The organism is Acidovorax sp. LjRoot129 (assembly GCF_964253765.1).
Classification (GTDB): Bacteria; Pseudomonadota; Gammaproteobacteria; order Burkholderiales; family Burkholderiaceae_C; genus Acidovorax.
This window is the reverse complement of sequence record NZ_CAXUSE020000001.1, coordinates 808806-827799: the sequence shown is the minus strand read 5'-3', so window position 1 is coordinate 827799 and position 18994 is coordinate 808806. Positions and strand designations below refer to the sequence as shown.

The following is an 18994-nucleotide window of genomic DNA, read 5'->3' as shown; positions in this document are numbered from 1 at the left end:
CATCACGTTGCTACCGTAAAAAACCCGTTTGTTGAAGAAATGCAACACTGATAAAACGGCGGCACATCTCCCCTTCGAAACGGTTCCGGGCTGCACCCATCACAGATCCTGATGGTGCCACCACTGGCCGTCCTCGAGCAGCCAGATCTCATCCAAGTACGTCTCTATATTACCGATCTTCAGTCCTGCCAAGGCGGGTGTTACACCCAGCTTGAGACGCGCCGTGCACTTTTCTGCCTCGCATGTGACTTTTGTCACTTCAGCGCTGACCACCGCCGCAGCAGTGCCCTGTGCTTGCCTGAACTGATCGAAAGTGCGGACCTTGCGGTACGAGGGCGCAGCCAATGCGTACATCTTGTCGACCTGGCCTGCCTGCCGCGCCTTCCAGTAAGCAGTGGCGCGCTGTTCTACAGTCGCTTCTGGCGTTGAAGGAGTCATGGATGCGCAGCCAGCCAGAATGGAAGCCGCCAAAGCAAAAGCGCCCAGCCGATAAGAGACGAATGATTTAGCCATAGTGTCTAGAAATCCTAAGAAAGTGATTGTGGGGCCTGCGTGGGCTTAAAACCACACACACCAGTCACGTGTGCTGCATCTTGCCGCCGAACCAGGCCGTCTATCCGCCAAGTCAGTTGGAGGTATTGGTGGACTGCGGGACTGATTGCAACGGGGTTGCCTTGGTTCCCAGGCCGAGGTTGTCGATGCCTTTCAGGCCCTTGAGCCGGTCGCGCAAGTCTTCGCTCACTTCGCGGATGTCGATGTCCGTGCGGACCACCCGCGGTGTGATGACGACGAGCAACTCGGTGCGACCGCCATTGGCCGTGTTGGTGCTGAACAGCTTGCCCAGCAGGGGCACGTCCTGAAGCAGAGGCACACCAGACTTGCCATTGCTCGAGTTGTCCTTGATCAGGCCGCCCAGCACGATGGCGTCGCCCGAGCGCACCGCGACCTTGCTGCTGATCTGCCGCTGCAAGAAAGCGCGTTGGTTGTTGGCCTCAGGAATCTGCGCTCCAACGTCTGTCACCGTCTGATCTATCTGCATCGTGACCAGATTGCCGGAGTTTACGGACGGGGTTACCGAAAGCCCCACTCCAGTGTCCTTGTATTGGATGGAACTGGTTGTGGTGTTGCTGGTGACATCCGTGTTCGGCGTTGTGATGCTGCTGGTGATGGGCTGCTGGTTCCCCACGGTGATACTGGCTGTGTGGTTATCGAGGACCATCAACGACGGGCTCGAGATGACCTTGACCAGCGACTTGCTCGCAAGAGCGTGCAAGGTAGCACGTACGTTACCGTTGCTCAGCGTGTAGGAAAAGCCACTACCAGGGTTTTTATAGGTGCCCGTATCGCTGTTGCCGAGCACGCCGGTGCCGGAATAGTTTCGGCCATTGAGGCTGTGCATGTCGTTGAAGGCCCATTGCAAGCCGTACTCCAGGTCGTCCGTGAGAGTGACCTCGACGATGGTGGCCTCGATCAACACCTGTGTGGGCGGCAGATCCAGCCGCTTCAAGGTAGCTTCGATCTTGGAGTACTCCGACTTAGTGCCCCATACCAGGATGGAGTTGTTCAGTTCGTCGGCCATCACGCGGATATTGCCGATGGTTGCTACCGCCTGACCGGCAGCCGGTGTGCCTTGCTGCTGAGTTCCGAAGCCACTCCCGCCCTGGTTGGTACGACCCAAGGACCCCGTGGTTCCCCCACCACCCAGGCTCAGGCCGCCTCGGTTCCCCTGCATACCGCCACCCGCCAGGCTACCGGTGTTGCCAAACGCGTTGGGGACCGTTTGCCCAAACGAATTACCCGTAACACTCGACAAACCCGGTGCAATGCCGGTATTGGCGCTCGTGGTGGAAGGGCTGGCGGCACCGCCGAAAATGCCGCTCAGCACCGATGCCAAGTGGCGCGCATTGCCGTTCTGCACTTTGTAGATGTGCAACTGGGCCTCGGCCCCGTTGTCGCTGGGCTGATCGAGCTTTTCGATCCAGCGGCGCGCTTCCTCCAAATACGACGCACGGGGCGTGACCACCAGGATGCTGTTGAGCCGCTCAATAGGCATAATGCGCAGGGCGCCAAACAGTGGGTTGGCTTCGCCCAGCGCTGAGGCACCCGCCGCAGGGGTGCTTGCCGTTGCGGAACCAGGACGGGCCGCCGAAGTGGCTCCCGTGGGCGCACCTTGCCCCTGGCTTGCACCAGGACTGCCGCCGCTGACCAAGGCAAGCGCAGCCTCCACTTCCTTGATGCTGGCGTACTTGAGGGGGAACACCCCCACAGACATTCCCTTCAACAGGTCTACGTCGAAGGTGCTGATCATGTCGAGCCAGCCTTCGGCCTGTGTACGCGTGCCGGTCAGCACGAGGAGATTGCGCAGGTTGTCAACGCGCACCAAAGATTCCGCAGGCATCATCGGGCGCAAAATGGCCGCCATTTCAGCCGCACCGATGTACTGCAGCTGAACCACGATAGCGCCCTGCCCTGGTGCTAACGGGCCGGCACCCACCTGGCGCACAGAGCCACCAATGGCGCGTAATGCGTCAGGCCGCCCCACGTGATAAGACCCACGGGCATCCCGTACCATGCCAAGGCCATTGGCTTGAAGGGCACTTTCCAGAAGAAAGGCAGCCTGGTCTGGCGTCACGGGACTGCGAGTGGCCAACGTCACGGTACCAGTCAGCGGAGGGTGGAGAACATAGTCCACCTTAAGGATGTCGCCGAGCACTGTGCGCACCACCTGCGCGACCGGGGCCTCTTCGAAATTGAGCGAAACCGGCGGGCCATCCAGGCGAGGGGCCGCCTTGGGAGCACCCAATACCATATCGTTGCCGCGAATGATGCGAGGCTGGTTGACCGCGGGCTCGCCGTCGGATGCAGCAGGAGCGCTGGCGCGCTCGCTCGTCTTGGCGGCAGCTGCACCATCACTTGCCGACACAGTCGCCGGAGCTACCGGCGCGGGCGACGGGACTGGTGCCTGCTGCGCATTCGACAGTTGGCATACGGCAAGTGCTGAGGCGGTGAAGGCGTATTGGAGTCTTTTCATACTAGATATCTGTCTGGAGCGGAGCGTCTTTGCGCGTGTTGTCACCTGCGGTGGTCAGCAACGAAGTCACTGCAAAAGCAGCGACGCGCGCAATGGGGCAGGAATACGCAAAGGCGGGTGATGACGAGACACAGTCGCTTAAAGCGGGCGTGCGGCGGACACAGGTTGCCTGCATAGCTAGCGGCTACCCCCAAAGGTAGCCCGCCGGGGATCCGGCCGGTTGGATGGCGCGCCGCCTGCACCAGCATCGGGAGGCACAGCAACGGGCGTGGGCGGGGGAGGTGCCGACACGGCCGCTGGCTGGCCCGTATAGCTGGTCAGCGCAGCACGCGGCAGTGTCAATGTGCGTGTTTGCCCGGAACCGGTAAATGTGGCCGTCATGCCCGAGACGGACTGAAGCACCCAGCCATCGATGGATTCATTAAGCCGGACTCTCCGATCAACTCCGGCCACATTGATAATGATGCTTGCACCCGAGGGGCCCTGAAAGATCCCGGATATCCGCGCCGTACTGAGGTTGTCTACCAATACGGAAGTCGTAGGCTCCGGCGGGGGCGGTGGTGGAGGGGGGCGGCGCGTCACAGAAAACAGCGGCCGCTCCAGTATTGCCACGAAAAGCCCCGTGTCTACAGGCGCAGCGTCGGACAGGGGGGGGAGCATTGCGCCATAGTCCGCCTTCTGAGCAGGCGGAGCCTCCCAGTGCACGTTACGCAGCTGTCCCTTTGGCGTGACCCAGAGCCACACGAGCACCGTCACCAGTGCAACATTGATTGCCAGCAAAGTCAGCAGTACTGTTCGCCTCATGGGTGCTCTTTCAAGGCACTGAAGGCGAAGTTCACCGCCAGTTTTGGGTGGAACTTGGGAATGGTGTTTCCCAAGCCGCCAATGATCTGCACCTCAAACTCATCGATCACAATGATGGGCGCCTGGCTAGACAATACGGCAAGCGCACTCTGCACTGCAAGCCACTCGCCTTCAGCGCGAACGGTAATGGGAATACGGTCATAGCCCTTGCCCGGTTTTAGCGGGAGAACCTGGCTGCTGCTAATCTGAAGCCCCGCGCTGGTTAGCACATCCCGGATCTGTTGTTGCGCCGCATTGCCAGCCTGAGTCGCTTCTTGGGACGCCGGATAGACATACTTCAGCCGTGCGGCGCGGGCCTTTACCAGCGCCGCTGCGATGTCTTCGCGCTGGGCATCAAGCCCCAACAAGCGGGAGTACCTGGGCTCTAATTCCTGGAGCCGGCCTTCCGCCCACTGGTGCTTGTGCAAGACATATGCCCCCGCGGCGCCCACGGTGGCAAGGATTACCAGTGCAATACAGGCGAATGCCAGAATCTCGGCGGATTTTTGGCTCTTCATATGAATATCATGGCTTCTTGGCAGGGGAGGAATCACCCTCTCTGGGCTGGGCAGGTCGGGTTGGGGAGCCACCAAACGTCGCGCCCCCGAAAGTTGCCGCGCCAGGCGACGGATTGTTCTTGATGACATCGGCCGGCTTGACAACTGAGGCCACAGACGCGCTGCCGGCAGGAATAGTTACAGCGGCAGGCGCCGGTGAAGACGCACCGCCGCTTGGCGTTGCCCCAGACGCGGAGGACAACGGCAGCGTCGCAGACTGCACGACGGGCGGTGGCACCATCAGCACGCCGAAAAGCTTGGGATCAAGTGTGAACTCGATCATAAAATTCTCTTTAGCCGCCCCAGGCATGCGCGTCGCTGCTGAGGGGGCCCGTACGTCCCGTACGCCCGGTTGGTCACTCAAAATCTGCATCAATGCGGACGCATTGCTCGTAAGCCCCACGACAGTGACCTTGTCTCCTTGCAACTTTATGCTTTGCAAGGCAGTGTCGTCTGGAAAAGCCTTGGTCAAACGTTCCATGAGCCTCAGCGGTTCGATGCGGTTGCCCATGATGTCCGACAGGAGACTCAGCTTCTCTACCGCCTGAAGCAATTCTTCCCGCTGCGCTACCACGGGGCGAGCGCGCTCGAATACATCGCCATAAGCATTTACTGCCTCGATGGCCCGCAGCCGGAGTTGCGATGTAGGTGTGATGGCCATAGCCAGCAGCCAACAAAAGGCGAGGAGCAACAAACCGTACCCCACCGCCCGCCAACGGTTTTCTATCTGCGCACGCAACGTTTCACCATACCCGGTCATCACGATGGCGGGGCCCAGAACAGACCTTACCCAAATCTCAGGCGCGGGCTCACTCACCAGCCGCTCTTGCTGTGAAACCAGGTAGTGCTCGACTTGCTTTCGGGATGCCAGTGCAACATCCAGATGTACCAACCCTGTGCTACTGCGCGCAACGGAGTAGCCCCAGATAAGGTCCTGCGGGCCAAAGGGACTGGACGATTTCACATCAAGCGCCACCGCACTCGCGGTGTCCTGCTCGGACATAGACGGCAAGTTAAGCGTTCGCCGCAGGACCATGCTTTCGGGCAACTCTAGCGCGACGCAACGTGCCACCGATGCGCTCGCCCCCCCGCGTTCAGACACCAGCGTGCCGTTGAGCCACAGGGTTTTTTGCCCATCCACTTGAATCAGACGCACGGGCACCGCCGGGGCAAGCCATGACAGCGGTCGACGTTTCTGCAACCCTTGCCAACCCTTGACTACGGTACGCCACGCGGCATGGAGGTCCACGCCTAGAAAGCGGGCATCAGAAGAGAGGGTTGGCATTTTGGGTATTTGGGTCACTCAGGGTGACGTGATTTCAATACTGCGTTCCGTCTGGAGCGTTCGCCAAGCAAGCCCATCCCGGGCGCTGGCACCCACATCGACGATACGGGCAACGCGGACGAATCCTCCGTCTGCAAGCGGCACCACAGCTTCCACACGGTATCGGCGTGTGGAGGAAACAGAAACCAAAGACGCATCCAGAGAGGTGGTATCGATCCCTTCCGCGCCCGTTTCACGCTGCTGGACAATGCGGCGAGCCACCGCTTCATCGCCATTGGCAAGCACCGTGAGAACACCCATGGGAGCCGCCAAGGGATTGATCCGTGCGCCGCCTCCCGATGTTCCGTACACAGTCACAAGCGGGGAAAGTCTAGCATAGAGGTCATAGCCGACCCCTGGTATGCGCAGCAGATCCTCAGGGGCTTCAAACCGCTCAGCCTGCCCTCTCAAGTCCTTGCGCTCCCGGGCCTCTACCGTCAATTGCGCCAGTTGCTGCGCCGCGTCTGGCGCTAGCCCTCCAGCGACTTGATACAGGCGCGCCAACAACGGAATGGAGGCGCCATTCAAGTCAATCCAACCATTGAGGGGGACCAATTGAACCGGAACTATCAAGCCTCGGTAGTTAATTGTTCCCGCAATGACCTTGGAAACACGGGTTGCACTGGATACGAACTCCTGCAGCGCTAGCGTGATTGCTGCATCGCCGATGGCTTGCGATTGAACGGCTTGCCGCTGGGCAGCCACAACCCGTATTTCGCCACGGGTGACCCGGCTCATCCCTGTCACCAGAATCGAAAGCGCGGCCACGACCCATAACACAGCAATCATGGCCACGCCAGAGGCTCGTCGGGCACGCGACAGAAAGGGACGCATCATGAGCGTCCACCGCCAAAAACCGCATCACCACCAGAACCCCGAGCGCCGCGCGGGGTAGAGCGCATGGGAATCACCAACATGGGCCACTCCCCAGCCTGGGTCCCCACAGTAATGGCCACCCTGTCCGGCAGCAGTTCGGGGTGATTCCAGCCACCGCCCCACTGTACGGGCTCAAGATTGGTATTGGTATATCGCAAGGCGAGGGCCGTGGCCCCTGGCACCAGCAAGCGATTCTGTGCCTGGGACCAGTCCGGCACGGCCACTTCGCCTACCCAAGGCACGAAACTGAGCACCACGCCGGACTGCCCTTCCGACTGCCCCAACGCAAGCCGGAAATAGTAGCGGCCACCGACGCCGTGCCGGGCAGGCATGATGCCGATCCAGGTCAACGTGGTGGGGGATCCTTCAAAAAAGTAAGGAGCTTGCCCCACCGTCGAAGGCTCGTTGGGTCGCTGCAAATAGGTACGCCCCATGGCTGAGCGGAGGAATCCTGAAGCAATCCGAAGCTCATCGGTCTGCAATAGCCGGGCGTCTATCCTCTCACCAGTCTGGGCCGTAGTTCGCAGGGCGGAACCCATCCCCAGCACGATAAGCGAGAGCAGCGCCATTACCACCAGCACCTCTACAAGGGTGAAGCCACGTGATGAATGCGTTGTAACGGGTTTCACCTGGGTGCCCCCAAGCCTTCGACTTTTCGCTCGGGGATCAGCGTCGTCATGGCGAGTGTTCGCGCTGCCGTACCTTCTTGCCAACTCACAACAAACTCCACCTCGTGAAGCTTGGGCACTGAGGGGCCTTCTACTGGTGTGGCGTAGGGCGCGCTACGGACTTGCCACGCATATCCGCCAGAATTGCCTGCGTCCTGCCAACCCGCGGGCGAAACACTGTCTCGCATGGAGAGCAGAGACTCGGCCAGGAGTACTGCGCCCTGCTGGCGTTCCGCTACCCCCACTGCACGGGCACTTCCACCGCTGGCACGGAACAGCATGGTTAGGGAGATCGCCATGATCACGAAGGCCACCAGCAACTCCAGCAGAGAAAAGCCGCTTTGCCGAGCCACATGTCCGCTTTTAATCATGGTCCCACAGCCTCTTGGCTGACGCGGCCCGACAGCCAGTCAACACGAAGCCGCACACCACCACTGTTGGACGCACGCAGTACGTCGATGCTGCCCCCAGTGGCCCCTCCGTCTGGGAGAAAGCGAATTGCCGCGACACCATCAGATGACAGCTCAGTACCAGCCACCGTTGCACGCACGGTAAGCGAGTCCGGAAGTGAGTGCATGGTGCCGCCCTGAATTCCAAAACTGCGCTGCTGCAGATTGACGCTAAACCTAGTCTCGGTCCGCTCTGCAGCTGCCCGCTGGCGCGCCCCTCGCAACTCGGAGAGCATGGTGCGAAGCACATCCCGATACTGCGCGGTCTCGCGCATCTTCTGATAGGCAATGGGCGTGATGCCGATGACAAGCCCAACGATGGCAAAAGCCACCAAAAGCTCCATCAGCGTGAAGCCACTCTCGCGCATCATCTGCCCAGGCCGTTCAATCAACCGCGGGCCGATCAGGGAGTATTACGAACGTCGGCATTTTCACCGTCGCCCCCAGGAGCGCCATCGGCACCTAGCGAAAGAATTTCGATGCCGCCGTTGGGGCCCGGATTGGCATAGCGGTACGGGCGACCCCATGGATCCTGAGGGACGTTGCCCTTAATGTAGGGCCCCGACCAACTCGCCGCATTGCCAGGACGTTTTGCCAAAGCGTCGAGCCCCTCTTCCGTGGTGGGGTACCGCCCCACATCTAGCTTGAAGAGCTCCAAGGACTTGTCGAGATCCGAAATTTGGACCCCCGTCGTTTTGGACTTTGCACCTCCTAGTTGATTCAGAACACGCGGTCCTACCAAGCCGGCGAGGAGCGTGAGAATGGCCAGTACAACCAGCAACTCGATCAGGGTAAAGCCCCGCTGGACGCGGGCGTTAGCGCGCACCACATGGCCGGCATAGGAAGTAGGTGTACTCGTCATTGGAAAATGATTCCTTCACAATTAAACAGCGAGGTCATTCACGGACAGAATGCCAAGCAGGATAGAAACGATGATGGCGGCAATCAAAACGCCAAGGATCAGTATCAACGCAGGCTCTACCAAGGTGAGCAGGCGTTTGATGCCGGTTTCTACTTCCCGGTTCAATATGTTTGCTAACTCCAGCATCATGGGGCCTGTCCGGCCAGTTTCCTCGCCCACTCGAATCAGGTTGATGGCAAGCGGTTCGAAAATTCCGGTGGCAGAGATTGCCTGCACCATCTTTCCGCCTTCCTTGACCATAGGCGCAACCTTGAGCAGTTCCCGCCTCAATACAGTGTTGCTAACGGTTTCCGTGGCAATGTGCAGAGCCGTCAACAGCGGCACGCCGTTGCCAAGCAAGGTCCCGAGCGAACGGGAAAACAAGGTGAGCTGATACTTCAACGCCAATGGCCCCACCAGTGGTACGCGCAGCAGCCTGACCTGCCACCAACGTCTACCTGAAGGCGCCTTGAGCCACCGTGACATAGCAAGCCACAACAGCACCGCCCCCACACCGAGAAAAAGGCCGTAGCGTGTGAATATCTGCCCCAACATCATTACCAAGCGCGTGGGCGTGGGCAAAGCGTCTCCCATATCAACGAAGAGCTTTTCGAACTGGGGCACAACGAAGCCCAGCATCACAATTAACGAGAGCACGGCGACACCCAGCAGAATCGCAGGGTAAATGGTGGCGGATATGACGCTGTCGCGCAATGCACGCTGGCGCTCCATATGCTCGACCAACCTGTCCAGCACTGCCGACATCTGGCCACTGGCTTCGCCCGACCGCACCATATTGATGTAGAAGTCACCGAACAGTGCGCCATGGCGCGCTAAGGCCTTGCTCAACGGGGTACCACCCTTGACCGCACCCAAGGTCGAACTCACCAATTCGGATACGCTCGGTTTGTGACTCATATCAATAAGTACACGCAGGGCGTTGTCGAGCGCAAGACCCGCCCGCAGCATGATCGCCAGCTCGGATGTCAGCGCCAACACATCTGCTGAATTCACGGCGCTTTTGTCCACGCGGCCCTTGCGCGTACGCCCAGCCACGGCATTGCCGGTAGGCACAGCCGAAACCGTAGCGCCGCTGGTTGAGCCTACCTCCTCCACCGTGAGAGGCGTAAGACCTTTGTCACGAAGAAGCTTCATGACCGCCACCGGGCTGGCAGCAGACATTTCACCCTGCTGAATGTGCCCCTGCGCGGAAGCAGCCCGCCAGGAGAAATCAGGCATCGGACTGGTCCTGGGTCACTCGCGCCAACTCGTCAAGCGATGTAACGCCTGCGGCGACCTTACGAAGGCCATCTTCATACAGGCTTAACATCCCATTACCCGCAGCAATGCTGTGCAAAGCGTTTGCGTCACGGCCTTCTAGAATTGCTCGACGCACGGGCTCATCCAACATCAGTAACTCATGAATACCTGTGCGGCCCTTGTACCCCGACTGTCGGCATTCGGAGCAACCTACGGCCCGGTAGATCGAACGCTGGCCGGTCGGCATGAAGCGATGGAGTCCAGAACCCGCCATCACAGTAGCTTCGGGTTCATACGTTTCCTTGCAGACACCACACAGCGTGCGCACTAGCCGCTGAGCCAATACGCTGTTAACCGATGACGTGATCAGATACCGCTCCACACCCATGTCCTGCATGCGAATCACTGCCCCCGCGGCAGTATTGGTATGAAGCGTTGACAAAACCAAGTGCCCGGTAAGTGCCGACTGCACAGCGATCTGCGCGGTCTCCCCGTCTCGCATTTCCCCGATCATGATGATGTCGGGGTCCTGGCGCAGTATGGAGCGCAATGCGTTTGCAAAGGTGAGGTTGATCTGGGCGTGCACCTGGATCTGGTTGATGCCATCGAGCTGATACTCCACCGGGTCTTCCACAGTGATGATCTTCTGCTCACTCGCATCGATTTTGGCCAGTGCGGCGTAGAGTGTGGTGGTTTTTCCTGAGCCAGTAGGTCCGGTGACCAACATGATGCCGTGGGGCCTGGCCAACAACGCATTGAACCGCGCCAGGGTATCTTTCTCAAACCCCATTTTCTCAAGGTCGAGTCGCACGCTGGCACGGTCCAGCACACGCATCACAACGCTTTCGCCGTGGACTGTAGGCACCGTGGAGACGCGCAAATCAAGTTCGCGCCCTTTCACACGTGTCTTGATGCGACCATCTTGGGGCAATCGGCGCTCCGCGATATCCAGGTGCGCCAAAAGCTTGACCCGAGAACTGACGGCAGCACTCAACCTGGGGGCAACAAGCTCGCCCGGGTGAATGACGCCGTCGACCCGGTACCGCACATGCAATCCGTCATCAAACGGCTCGAGATGGATATCAGACGCCCTCAGGTCGATTACTCGTCCGATGATGGAGTTGACCAACCGTATGACCGGGGCCTCACTGGCAAGATCCTTGAGGTGCTCGACGAAGTCACCTCCGTCTGCAGTATCTTCAAGTCCGTCGTCAGCATCGGAAGCCTCCTCAACGGGCCCGGCCAAAGCCCTCTCAATGTCGCTGTCCAGCGCCAGAAAGGGCCGGATTTCCATGCCTGTAGCGAGATGGAGCGCCTTGATGACAAATGCGTCCTGGGGCTTTGACATGGCCACATAGAGCACAGTGCCCTCAGCCCGCAGGGGGTACACGCCATTGGCATGGAGAAATTCAGGCAGCAGCCCATCTACCTCAGGTAGCAAATCCGGGAAATCGGGCGCCTGCACAAGTGGCAACCGCAACTGAGCCGACAACGCCGTGGCGATATCCAGGTCGGAAACAACACCAAGCCGAACCAAAACACGCCCCAACAGCCCGCCCATTTCCTGCTGCGCCATAAGGGCGCGCTCAAGGTCACGGGCACTCAACTTGCCGGAGCGGACCAGCGTTTCGCCGATTCGCAAATGCGGGGTGTCGGGCAAACTGTCTGGCTCGATGGATAACAAAATGGGTTCTGTGGTCATGTACGCAATGCCCAAGTCTGTGCAAGTCTTGGGAACGGCCCTGCGAGGCGCGAAGGCGTGAGTGTATCCGGGCTACCAGAACACTCCTGTCGATCACTTACATTCCAGTGCGTGTTCACGGCGGGCTGATTGCCTTGCGATCACCGCTTCTTCGATGCACATCACATGCAACCAATTCCGTCCTACATCTGCAGATCCTCCCAACATGTGGCGCTGTACCTGAGCGTTGGAGCGCTAACGCTGGGCGCTGGCGCTTGGGGATGGTGGCAGTTTGCTTCAAGCCCTAACGCTCCGCATCCGGAAAAGAGTTCGCTACTGCTCGCTCCAATGATCGGTGTCATTGAAAATTGCATTCTGCGTCCATACGACGGCAGCGCACCGCGTAGCAATGCCCTGTCCCAGGTGTGCGATGGAGAGCAAGGCTCAGCTGCGACGCTGGTGGAATCCACGCTTTCCACACTAGCTCCCCACTCCCCTGGCCGCTTGGGCGGGTTGGAGGTGGGCTATACGCTACCGGTACCGTTGCTGCAGTTGACCAAGCAAACGCCGGGTGGATGGGATGTTGATGCCGATCTCGCAGGTAGGTTTGCGAGAACCATTCGCGACAATCAACGGCCTCTCATTCTTTACCTGTTCTCGTCACATTTCTCGACCGGAGCGCCGATCGAGAAAACTCTCGCTTCCGACCCCGAGAACATAGCGTCCACCCCAAAAGGCTATTTGAGTACTGGCAGCTACTACGGCGAGCCGGTGTATCACTGGTCCACAGCATCGACACAAAACTCCATCACATATTGGAGGACGCAAACCATCAGTGTATTGCTTGACCAAATTTGCCAACTTCCCCCAAAAGATCGAGAAAAGATCAGAGGAATTACTTTACTGGGCGAGACCCACCATTATTTCCCCAACTTCGAAACCGGAATGGGTTTTGATTTACCGTACTTGGTCACGGACTACGGTCAACGATCTGTGGCGGGGTTCCAGTCATTTCTCGCCCGAAAGTTCATCAGTATCGACGCTTTAAACCGAAGCGTAGGCGCCGAATATTTGTCATTCAGTGACATCAATCCACCAGCAAAAGATATCCGATCGGAAGAACTCAACACATTTACTGAGCACATCGACTCGTTTGCCCACGGCGTGCTCCCCCTGTCCGGGTGGGTCTACGCTCCTGCCAGTCACCGAAACGATAGCTCCTCTCCCCGAATTCACATTTACCTCAATGGAAAATTTTGGGGCAAAACCACCGTCAACAAGCGGCGTCAGGATGTCTTGGAGGCCCATCCTGAGATGGCGCACGCGGATACGGGCTGGAGAATGGACATGGACTTTCGCCGGCTACCCCATGGCATCCATAAGCTGGATATTTTTCTAGAGACTGAAGCAGAAAAATTTGTGCGCTTGGGTTCTCGGCGCATCGTGCTGATGGACAGGAGTCAAGCAACACCACGGGAACAATCGATGACGGAGCTTCCTCCCCACCAGGCCACTTCCTCATTCCCCTTCCATCTGGATCAACCCCGGGATTTGTACTCCTACTACTACAACCCGTTGGTACCGCTATGGCTCGAATTTCGTGAAAAGCAGGTCAAAGATTACATTGACTTCTTCGGCCGTTTGCTGGCTGAGTCATGTCTTTCACACGTCCCACGATACACGCACCAGATATTCCCCTATGCCAACCCCAGTTGGGATTCCAACAAGTTCTCGGTGGGTTTGTCACTGAAAGCAGGCGAATCGACGCTTCCTGGTGTCAGTCTGTACGGGGACACCACCTACGGCAATTCCTATCTATCGTGGCACCAACGAAGTCCGCGCCAGCCCTACGGAATTACTGAGTTTCATCCATTGAAGCCGCTAGATGCTCAGACCATGGAAAACGTGATCGAAGCACATCGCCGCAGCGGTGCGAGATTTCTGTCGTTCTTCTTAGAGCCACGCTGGCAAGGAGCCGCGACCCCAAGAAATCACAATATCTTTTCGTTTGATCCAGACAATCCGAAATTTGGATCAGATGTGCTTTATCACTCCCTTCAAAAAGTCATTTCCCAACAGAAAGCAGACGGCAGCAACCCTGAACTCCGCGGCGGAATTAATCAAAAGTCTCTGCCAAAGCGAAGGGGCAGCCCTCGGTATCCTTGACTGAGACTTGTGGAACCAATCCATTCAGTTGCCAATCGACTCCAAGCATTTCGTCGTTCCACACAACGCACCGCTCATAACTGGGCGCATAGTAGTCCGTAGTCTTATATAGAAAGTCGGCGCTGTCACTGAGAACCACAAACCCGTGGGCAAAACCCGGGGGCACCCAGAGCTGTCGCCTGTTGTCTGCGCTCAGCAGCTCCCCCACCCATTTTCCAAAGGTGGATGAAGAGCGGCGCATATCCACCGCCACATCAAAAACAGCCCCGGAGACAACACGGACAAGTTTTCCTTGCGGTTGGCGAATCTGGTAATGAAGGCCTCTCAGCACGGATCTAGAGCTACGGCTGTGATTGTCTTGAACAAAAACACATTTCTGACCAACGGCGTCTTCAAACCGCTGATGGTTGAAGCTCTCAAAGAAGAACCCGCGCGAATCTTCAAAAATCTTGGGTTCAATGACGAGGACTTCAGGAATAGATGTGGGGATAACGCGCATATCGATTCAATTGCATATTACTGGGAAGAGGTTAGCAGCGTTGGCACCGCAAACTGTTCAGGCGGCAACCCAGCATGCCACCGGTCATGCATGACCAGAAACGCCTGCTCAAGGGCAGAGGTGAAGCCCCCCGTATCGAACAAGGGAAGGCTCATTCGCTTGTTCGAGAGATGCCGCTTCAATCCTTTCAAGCGTTCGGCGTCGTTAGCGAGCGTTTTTGCCAGTTCGAGGTAGTCGTCAAGCGAGTGCGCAATCAGCTCGGGCAATTGCGCGGCGTGAAGCAGGCTGGCCGCCACCCGCCCCGCAAATGCCCGGCCCTGCAAAGTAATGACGGGCACCCCCGCCCACAGCGCATCGCTGGCCGTGGTGTGAGCGTTGTAGGGCAATGTGTCCAGCAGCAACCCTGCGTGCGCATGGCGGGCTAAATGCTGCGCGAGTGGCAACCGCCGCGCAAAAACAAGCCGCTCTGCGGCGACACCACAACTGCTAGCCTCTGCCCTGAGCCGGTCCTGAATGGTTTTAGACTCGCAGATCAACCACAGGACGCCGCCCGGCACTTCGCGCAGCAACCTCATCCAAACGGTAAAGAAAGCAGGCGTTATCTTGTAGCAGTTGTTGAATGCCGCGAACACGAAGGCGTTGCTTGGCAGCCCCTCATCCTCGCGTGAAGGAGTGTCAACCGCAATGTTTCTTCGGTTGTCATTCACCTGATAGCAGTTGGGCATATGCACGAGCTTTTCGGCATAGTCACTCTGGTTGGAAAAAGGCGTGACGGTGGCGTCGCCAATCACATAGTCATAAATCGGAAGACCCAGGGTCCCCGGGTACCCGAGGTAGTTCACTACGACCGGCGCAGGCTTGCGAAGGAGCACAGAAGCCCTCGCATCCCTGGTGTAGCCTTTCAGGTCAACTGCAATGTCGATTTGAAGCGCCCTCAGATGCTCCGCAATGGCTTCATTGGTCCACTCGCGGACATCCAGAAAATGCTCGAACGCTTTAGAGAGGCGAATACGCATGGGTGAGCCGTCATCCGGCCCAAATGACACACCAAACGTCTCAAAGCGCGACCTGTCATGTGCTTCAAACATGCCCGCGGTCAGATGCGCAGTGGCATGCTCGTGAAAATCTGACGAGAGATATGCGACCTTGATCCGGCTGTTTCGGGGGCGAGGGAGATGACGGAAAGGGGATATATCTTCTCTGGTCAAAATTCCCTCGCCGTATGCCCTGGCGCACTTCTGATGGACAGCTTGGTCCTCGCAGAAAGACAACGCCTCGAAGGGCAAAAGGGTCGGTTTGCCCTGCGCCAAGTCCATCTGAATCTTCGGGACAATGTCCGCCAGCTCGCCCCATTGGCATGACTCCATTGAGACCCGCCAAAGACTCGCCCATACAGCCCCCTTCTCTGGTGCCAGACTCAAGGCAGCACGAAACGCGTCTGCAGCCTCCTCGTGCCGCGAGAGTGTCTGCAAGATAGTGCCGCGCGTCACCCATGCTGTCGCATAGCCCGGGGCAATCTCCACGGCCCGCGAGATCGCAGCCAAAGCGTCCTGCATCGCACCAAAGTCCTGCAAGGCATTTGCAAAATTATTCCAGGCCAGTGGGTCTGCAGGGTTGAGCATCACACTGCGCTGAAGGAGTTCGACAGCCTCCCTCAGCCGGCCGAACTGACCAGCCAGCACGCCAGACAAATGCAGTGCCAACGCATGCTGCGGATTCTGTGCAAGGACTTGTTGGTACAACGCCTGCGCCCCGGCCTTGTTACCCGCTTTTTGTAAGTCCAGCCCGCGCTTGACCGCCTCGAACCAGGGATCAACCACGCCCACCCCACCCTTCCGGTTTCCTTCAATCATCAATAGACCACGTCGCGGAGAAGGCGCATCAGATAAACGCCGTACCCGCTCTTGGCCTGCGGCTTTGCTAGGTGCTCGAGCTGCTGCGCGTCGATCCAGCCTGATCGCCAAGCGATCTCTTCAGGGCACGCAATCTTCAAGCCCTGCCGGTGCTCCAGCGTCGCGATGAATTGACCCGCCTCCAGCAGGCTCTCGTGCGTGCCGGTATCCAGCCACGCGTAGCCGCGCCCCATGATCTCGACATTAAGCTGCGCCTTCTCCAGGTATAGGCGATTCAAGTCGGTGATTTCATACTCCCCTCGTGCGGACGGCTTTAGGCTCTTGGCCAGTTCCACCACGCTGCTGTCGTAGAAGTACAGGCCGGTGACGGCATAGCTCGACTTGGGCTGCGCAGGCTTTTCTTCCAGCGACAGCACCTTGCCCTGCGCGTCGAACTCCGCCACGCCATAGCGCTCGGGGTCGTGCACGTGGTAGGCGAACACGCTGGCGCCTTCAGTGCGCTGCATCGCGTTTCCGAGCAGCTCATGAAAGTCGTGGCCGTAGAAGATGTTGTCGCCCAGCACCAGCGCGCTGGGCGCGCCGTCCAGGAATTTTTCGCCAATGACGAAAGCCTGGGCCAGGCCGTCCGGGCTGGCCTGCACCGCATATTCCAGGCGGATGCCCCACTGGCTGCCGTCGCCCAGCAGTTGCTCGAACCGCGGCGTGTCCTGCGGCGTGCTGATGATGAGAATGTCGCGGATGCCCGCGAGCATCAGCGTGCTCAGCGGGTAATAGATCATGGGCTTGTCGTACACCGGCAGCAGTTGCTTGCTGATGGCTAGGGTGGCCGGGTGCAGCCGGGTACCGGATCCTCCGGCGAGGATGATGCCTTTGCGTTGCGTCATGGTCGGTGCCGTTCAGAGAGTTTCAGCCAGCATGCGTGCCACGCCAGCTTGCCAGTGCGGCATCTTGAGGCCGAAGGTGGCCTGCAGCTTGCCGGTATCGAGGCGCGAGTTGTGCGGGCGCACTGCGGGGGTCGGGAATGCACTTGTCGGCACTGGCGCCACCTCTTTTGCTTTTATTTCGATAGCAGGTTGTGCAATCTGGGCTTGCGCAAGCACGTATTTGGCGTACGCATTCCAGGTCGTCTCGCCCGCGGCCACGCAGTGGTACAGGCCGGCATCCTGCGGGCGCTGCTGCAGGTGGCGGATGGCGTGCGCTGTCACATCGGCCAGCAGGTCGGCGCCGGTGGGCGCCCCCCACTGGTCATCAATCACGGTCAGGTGCTCGCGCTCCTGGGCCAGGCGCAGCATGGTCTTGGCGAAGTTGCCACCGCGTGCGGCATAGACCCAGCTGGTGCGCAGGATCAGGTGCTTGGCGCCCGCCTGTGCAATGAGTTGCTCGCCTTCGAGCTTGGTGCGGCCGTACACGCTCAAGGGCGCGGGCGCATCGGTCTCCACCCAGGGGCGGCTGCCGCTGCCGTCGAACACGTAGTCGGTGCTGTAGTGCACCAGCCAGGCGCCGAGCTTCGCGGCCTCCTGCGCGATGGCGCCGGGGGTAGTGGCGTTGAGCGTGCGCGCAAAGTCGGCCTCGCTCTCGGCCTTGTCGACGGCGGTGTGGGCTGCGGCATTGACGATGACGTCGGGGCGCAGGGTGCGCACCGTCTCCACCACGCCAACGGTGTTCGAGAAGTCACCGCAATGCTCGGTGCTGTCGAAGTCCAGCGCCGTCACCGTACCCAGCACCGACAGGCTGCGCTGCAGCTCCCAGCCGACCTGGCCGCTTTTGCCAAAGAGCAGGATGTTCATGCGCTGGCGTCCGCCACGGCTGCCGGATCCTGTGCCGCGTACTGGGTCTGCACCCAGTCCCGGTAGGAGCCGGTCTGCACGCTGGCCACCCAGTCGGCATGGTCCAGGTACCACTGCACCGTCTTGCGGATGCCGGTGTCGAAGGTCTCGGCGGGCTTCCAGCCCAGCTCGCGTTCGATCTTGCGCGCGTCGATGGCGTAGCGGCGGTCGTGGCCGGGGCGGTCTTTCACATAGGTGATCTGGGTGCGGTAGCTCTGGCCGTCGGCGCGGGGGCGCAGCTCGTCGAGCAGGCTGCAGACCATGTTCACGATCTCGATGTTGGGCTTCTCGTTCCAGCCGCCCACGTTGTAGGTCTCGCCGGGGGCGCCCGCTTCCAGCACGCGGCGGATGGCGCTGCAGTGGTCCTTCACGTACAGCCAGTCGCGCACCTGCATGCCGTCGCCGTACACCGGCAGGTTCTTGCCGGCCAGGGCGTTGACGATCATCAGCGGGATCAACTTCTCGGGGAAGTGATACGGCCCGTAGTTGTTGCTGCAGTTGGTAGTGAGCACTGGCAGGCCGTAGGTGTGGTGCCAGGCGCGCACCAGGTGGTCGCTGGCGGCCTTGCTGGCGCTGTAGGGGCTGTTGGGCTCGAAACCGCGCGTCTCGGTGAAGGCCGGGTCGGTGGGGGCGAGCGAGCCGTAGACCTCGTCGGTGGAGACGTGCAGGAAGCGGAACGCCTCGCGCTCCCCCTCGGGCAATGCGCCCCAGTAGGCACGCACGGCTTCGAGCAGGCGGAACGAGCCGACGATATTGGTCTGGACAAAGTCTTCCGGCCCATGGATGGAGCGGTCCACATGGGACTCGGCCGCGAAGTTGACCACCGCGCGAGGCTGGTGCTCGGCCAGCAGACGGGCAATCAATGCTCTATCGCCGATGTCGCCTTGGACGAACACATGGCGCGCATCACCCTGGATGCTGTCCAGGTTGTGCAGATTGCCTGCGTAGGTGAGTTTGTCGAGGTTGACCACGGGCTCGCTGGAGGCGGCAAGCCAGTCAAGAACGAAATTGGCGCCGATGAACCCTGCGCCGCCGGTAACCAGAATCATGGGTAAGCCGT

17 protein-coding genes are annotated in these 18994 nt (G+C 59.5%); 1 reads left to right on the top strand and 16 read right to left on the bottom strand.

Translation table 11 applies throughout. From position 1 onward, the window contains the following. Window positions 1-99 precede the first annotated feature (99 nt). The 11 genes from ACSQ3Q_RS03885 to ACSQ3Q_RS03835 form a co-directional block, all read right to left on the bottom strand. The gene (locus tag ACSQ3Q_RS03885) at window positions 100-513 is read right to left on the bottom strand and encodes a hypothetical protein (protein WP_436133099.1); all 414 of its coding nucleotides are present in this window, start codon (window positions 511-513) and stop codon (window positions 100-102) included. A gap of 112 nt (window positions 514-625) precedes the next feature. Next, window positions 626-3031 carry a type II secretion system secretin GspD gene (gene gspD, locus ACSQ3Q_RS03880; protein WP_436133098.1) on the bottom strand — a complete coding sequence of 802 codons (2406 nt, stop codon included), beginning with the start codon at window positions 3029-3031 and terminating at the stop codon, window positions 626-628. Between the two features lie 800 nt (window positions 3032-3831). Next, the gene (gspM, locus tag ACSQ3Q_RS03875) at window positions 3832-4392 is read right to left on the bottom strand and encodes a type II secretion system protein GspM (protein WP_436133097.1); all 561 of its coding nucleotides are present in this window, start codon (window positions 4390-4392) and stop codon (window positions 3832-3834) included. A 7-nt stretch (window positions 4393-4399) separates the two neighbouring features. Continuing rightward, window positions 4400-5716: a PilN domain-containing protein gene (locus tag ACSQ3Q_RS03870; RefSeq protein ID WP_436133096.1), complete on the bottom strand. Its 1317-nt coding sequence runs from the start codon at window positions 5714-5716 to the stop codon at window positions 4400-4402. Window positions 5717-5734: 18 nt separating this feature from the next. Beyond that, complete coding sequence (locus tag ACSQ3Q_RS03865; protein ID WP_436136932.1) at window positions 5735-6544, bottom strand: type II secretion system protein GspK; 810 nt, start codon at window positions 6542-6544, stop codon at window positions 5735-5737. A gap of 44 nt (window positions 6545-6588) precedes the next feature. After that, the gene (locus ACSQ3Q_RS03860; RefSeq protein WP_436133095.1) at window positions 6589-7260 is read right to left on the bottom strand and encodes a prepilin-type N-terminal cleavage/methylation domain-containing protein; all 672 of its coding nucleotides are present in this window, start codon (window positions 7258-7260) and stop codon (window positions 6589-6591) included. After that, entirely contained in the window at window positions 7257-7670 is a 414-nt protein-coding gene (locus ACSQ3Q_RS03855) for a type IV pilus modification PilV family protein (protein WP_436133094.1), read from the bottom strand. The genes ACSQ3Q_RS03860 and ACSQ3Q_RS03855 overlap by 4 nt, the downstream gene beginning before the upstream one ends. Then, a complete protein-coding gene (locus tag ACSQ3Q_RS03850; RefSeq protein WP_436133093.1) occupies window positions 7667-8119 on the bottom strand; it encodes a pilus assembly FimT family protein in 453 nt (150 codons plus the stop codon). The genes ACSQ3Q_RS03855 and ACSQ3Q_RS03850 overlap by 4 nt, the downstream gene beginning before the upstream one ends. A gap of 32 nt (window positions 8120-8151) precedes the next feature. After that, window positions 8152-8610, bottom strand: a complete 459-nt coding sequence (gene gspG / locus ACSQ3Q_RS03845) for a type II secretion system major pseudopilin GspG (RefSeq protein WP_436133092.1) — start codon at window positions 8608-8610, stop codon at window positions 8152-8154. Between the two features lie 21 nt (window positions 8611-8631). After that, a complete protein-coding gene (locus ACSQ3Q_RS03840; protein ID WP_436133091.1) occupies window positions 8632-9888 on the bottom strand; it encodes a type II secretion system F family protein in 1257 nt (418 codons plus the stop codon). Continuing rightward, entirely contained in the window at window positions 9881-11611 is a 1731-nt protein-coding gene (locus ACSQ3Q_RS03835; RefSeq protein WP_436133090.1) for a GspE/PulE family protein, read from the bottom strand. Before ACSQ3Q_RS03835 ends, ACSQ3Q_RS03840 begins: the two co-directional genes overlap by 8 nt. Before the next feature lie 165 nt (window positions 11612-11776). Here ACSQ3Q_RS03835 and ACSQ3Q_RS03830 point away from each other — a divergent pair, with 165 nt between their 5' ends. Next, complete coding sequence (locus tag ACSQ3Q_RS03830) at window positions 11777-13756, top strand: hypothetical protein (RefSeq protein ID WP_436133089.1); 1980 nt, start codon at window positions 11777-11779, stop codon at window positions 13754-13756. Here ACSQ3Q_RS03830 and rfbC read toward each other — a convergent pair. From rfbC to rfbB, 5 genes are read right to left on the bottom strand one after another with little or no spacing between them, the layout of a single operon-like run. Next, window positions 13707-14255: a dTDP-4-dehydrorhamnose 3,5-epimerase gene (gene rfbC, locus ACSQ3Q_RS03825; protein WP_436133088.1), complete on the bottom strand. Its 549-nt coding sequence runs from the start codon at window positions 14253-14255 to the stop codon at window positions 13707-13709. The two genes, ACSQ3Q_RS03830 and rfbC, sit on opposite strands and share 50 nt — an antisense overlap. 17 nt (window positions 14256-14272) lie before the next feature. Continuing rightward, on the bottom strand, window positions 14273-16108 hold the full coding sequence (locus ACSQ3Q_RS03820; RefSeq protein ID WP_436133087.1) for an O-linked N-acetylglucosamine transferase family protein: 1836 nt from the start codon (window positions 16106-16108) through the stop codon (window positions 14273-14275). After that, window positions 16108-16992: a glucose-1-phosphate thymidylyltransferase RfbA gene (gene rfbA / locus ACSQ3Q_RS03815; RefSeq protein WP_436133086.1), complete on the bottom strand. Its 885-nt coding sequence runs from the start codon at window positions 16990-16992 to the stop codon at window positions 16108-16110. Before rfbA ends, ACSQ3Q_RS03820 begins: the two co-directional genes overlap by 1 nt. Before the next feature lie 12 nt (window positions 16993-17004). Continuing rightward, the gene (rfbD, locus tag ACSQ3Q_RS03810; protein WP_436133085.1) at window positions 17005-17895 is read right to left on the bottom strand and encodes a dTDP-4-dehydrorhamnose reductase; all 891 of its coding nucleotides are present in this window, start codon (window positions 17893-17895) and stop codon (window positions 17005-17007) included. Next, window positions 17892-18983 carry a dTDP-glucose 4,6-dehydratase gene (gene rfbB / locus ACSQ3Q_RS03805; protein ID WP_436133084.1) on the bottom strand — a complete coding sequence of 364 codons (1092 nt, stop codon included), beginning with the start codon at window positions 18981-18983 and terminating at the stop codon, window positions 17892-17894. Before rfbB ends, rfbD begins: the two co-directional genes overlap by 4 nt. Between the last annotated feature and the right edge of the window lie 11 nt (window positions 18984-18994).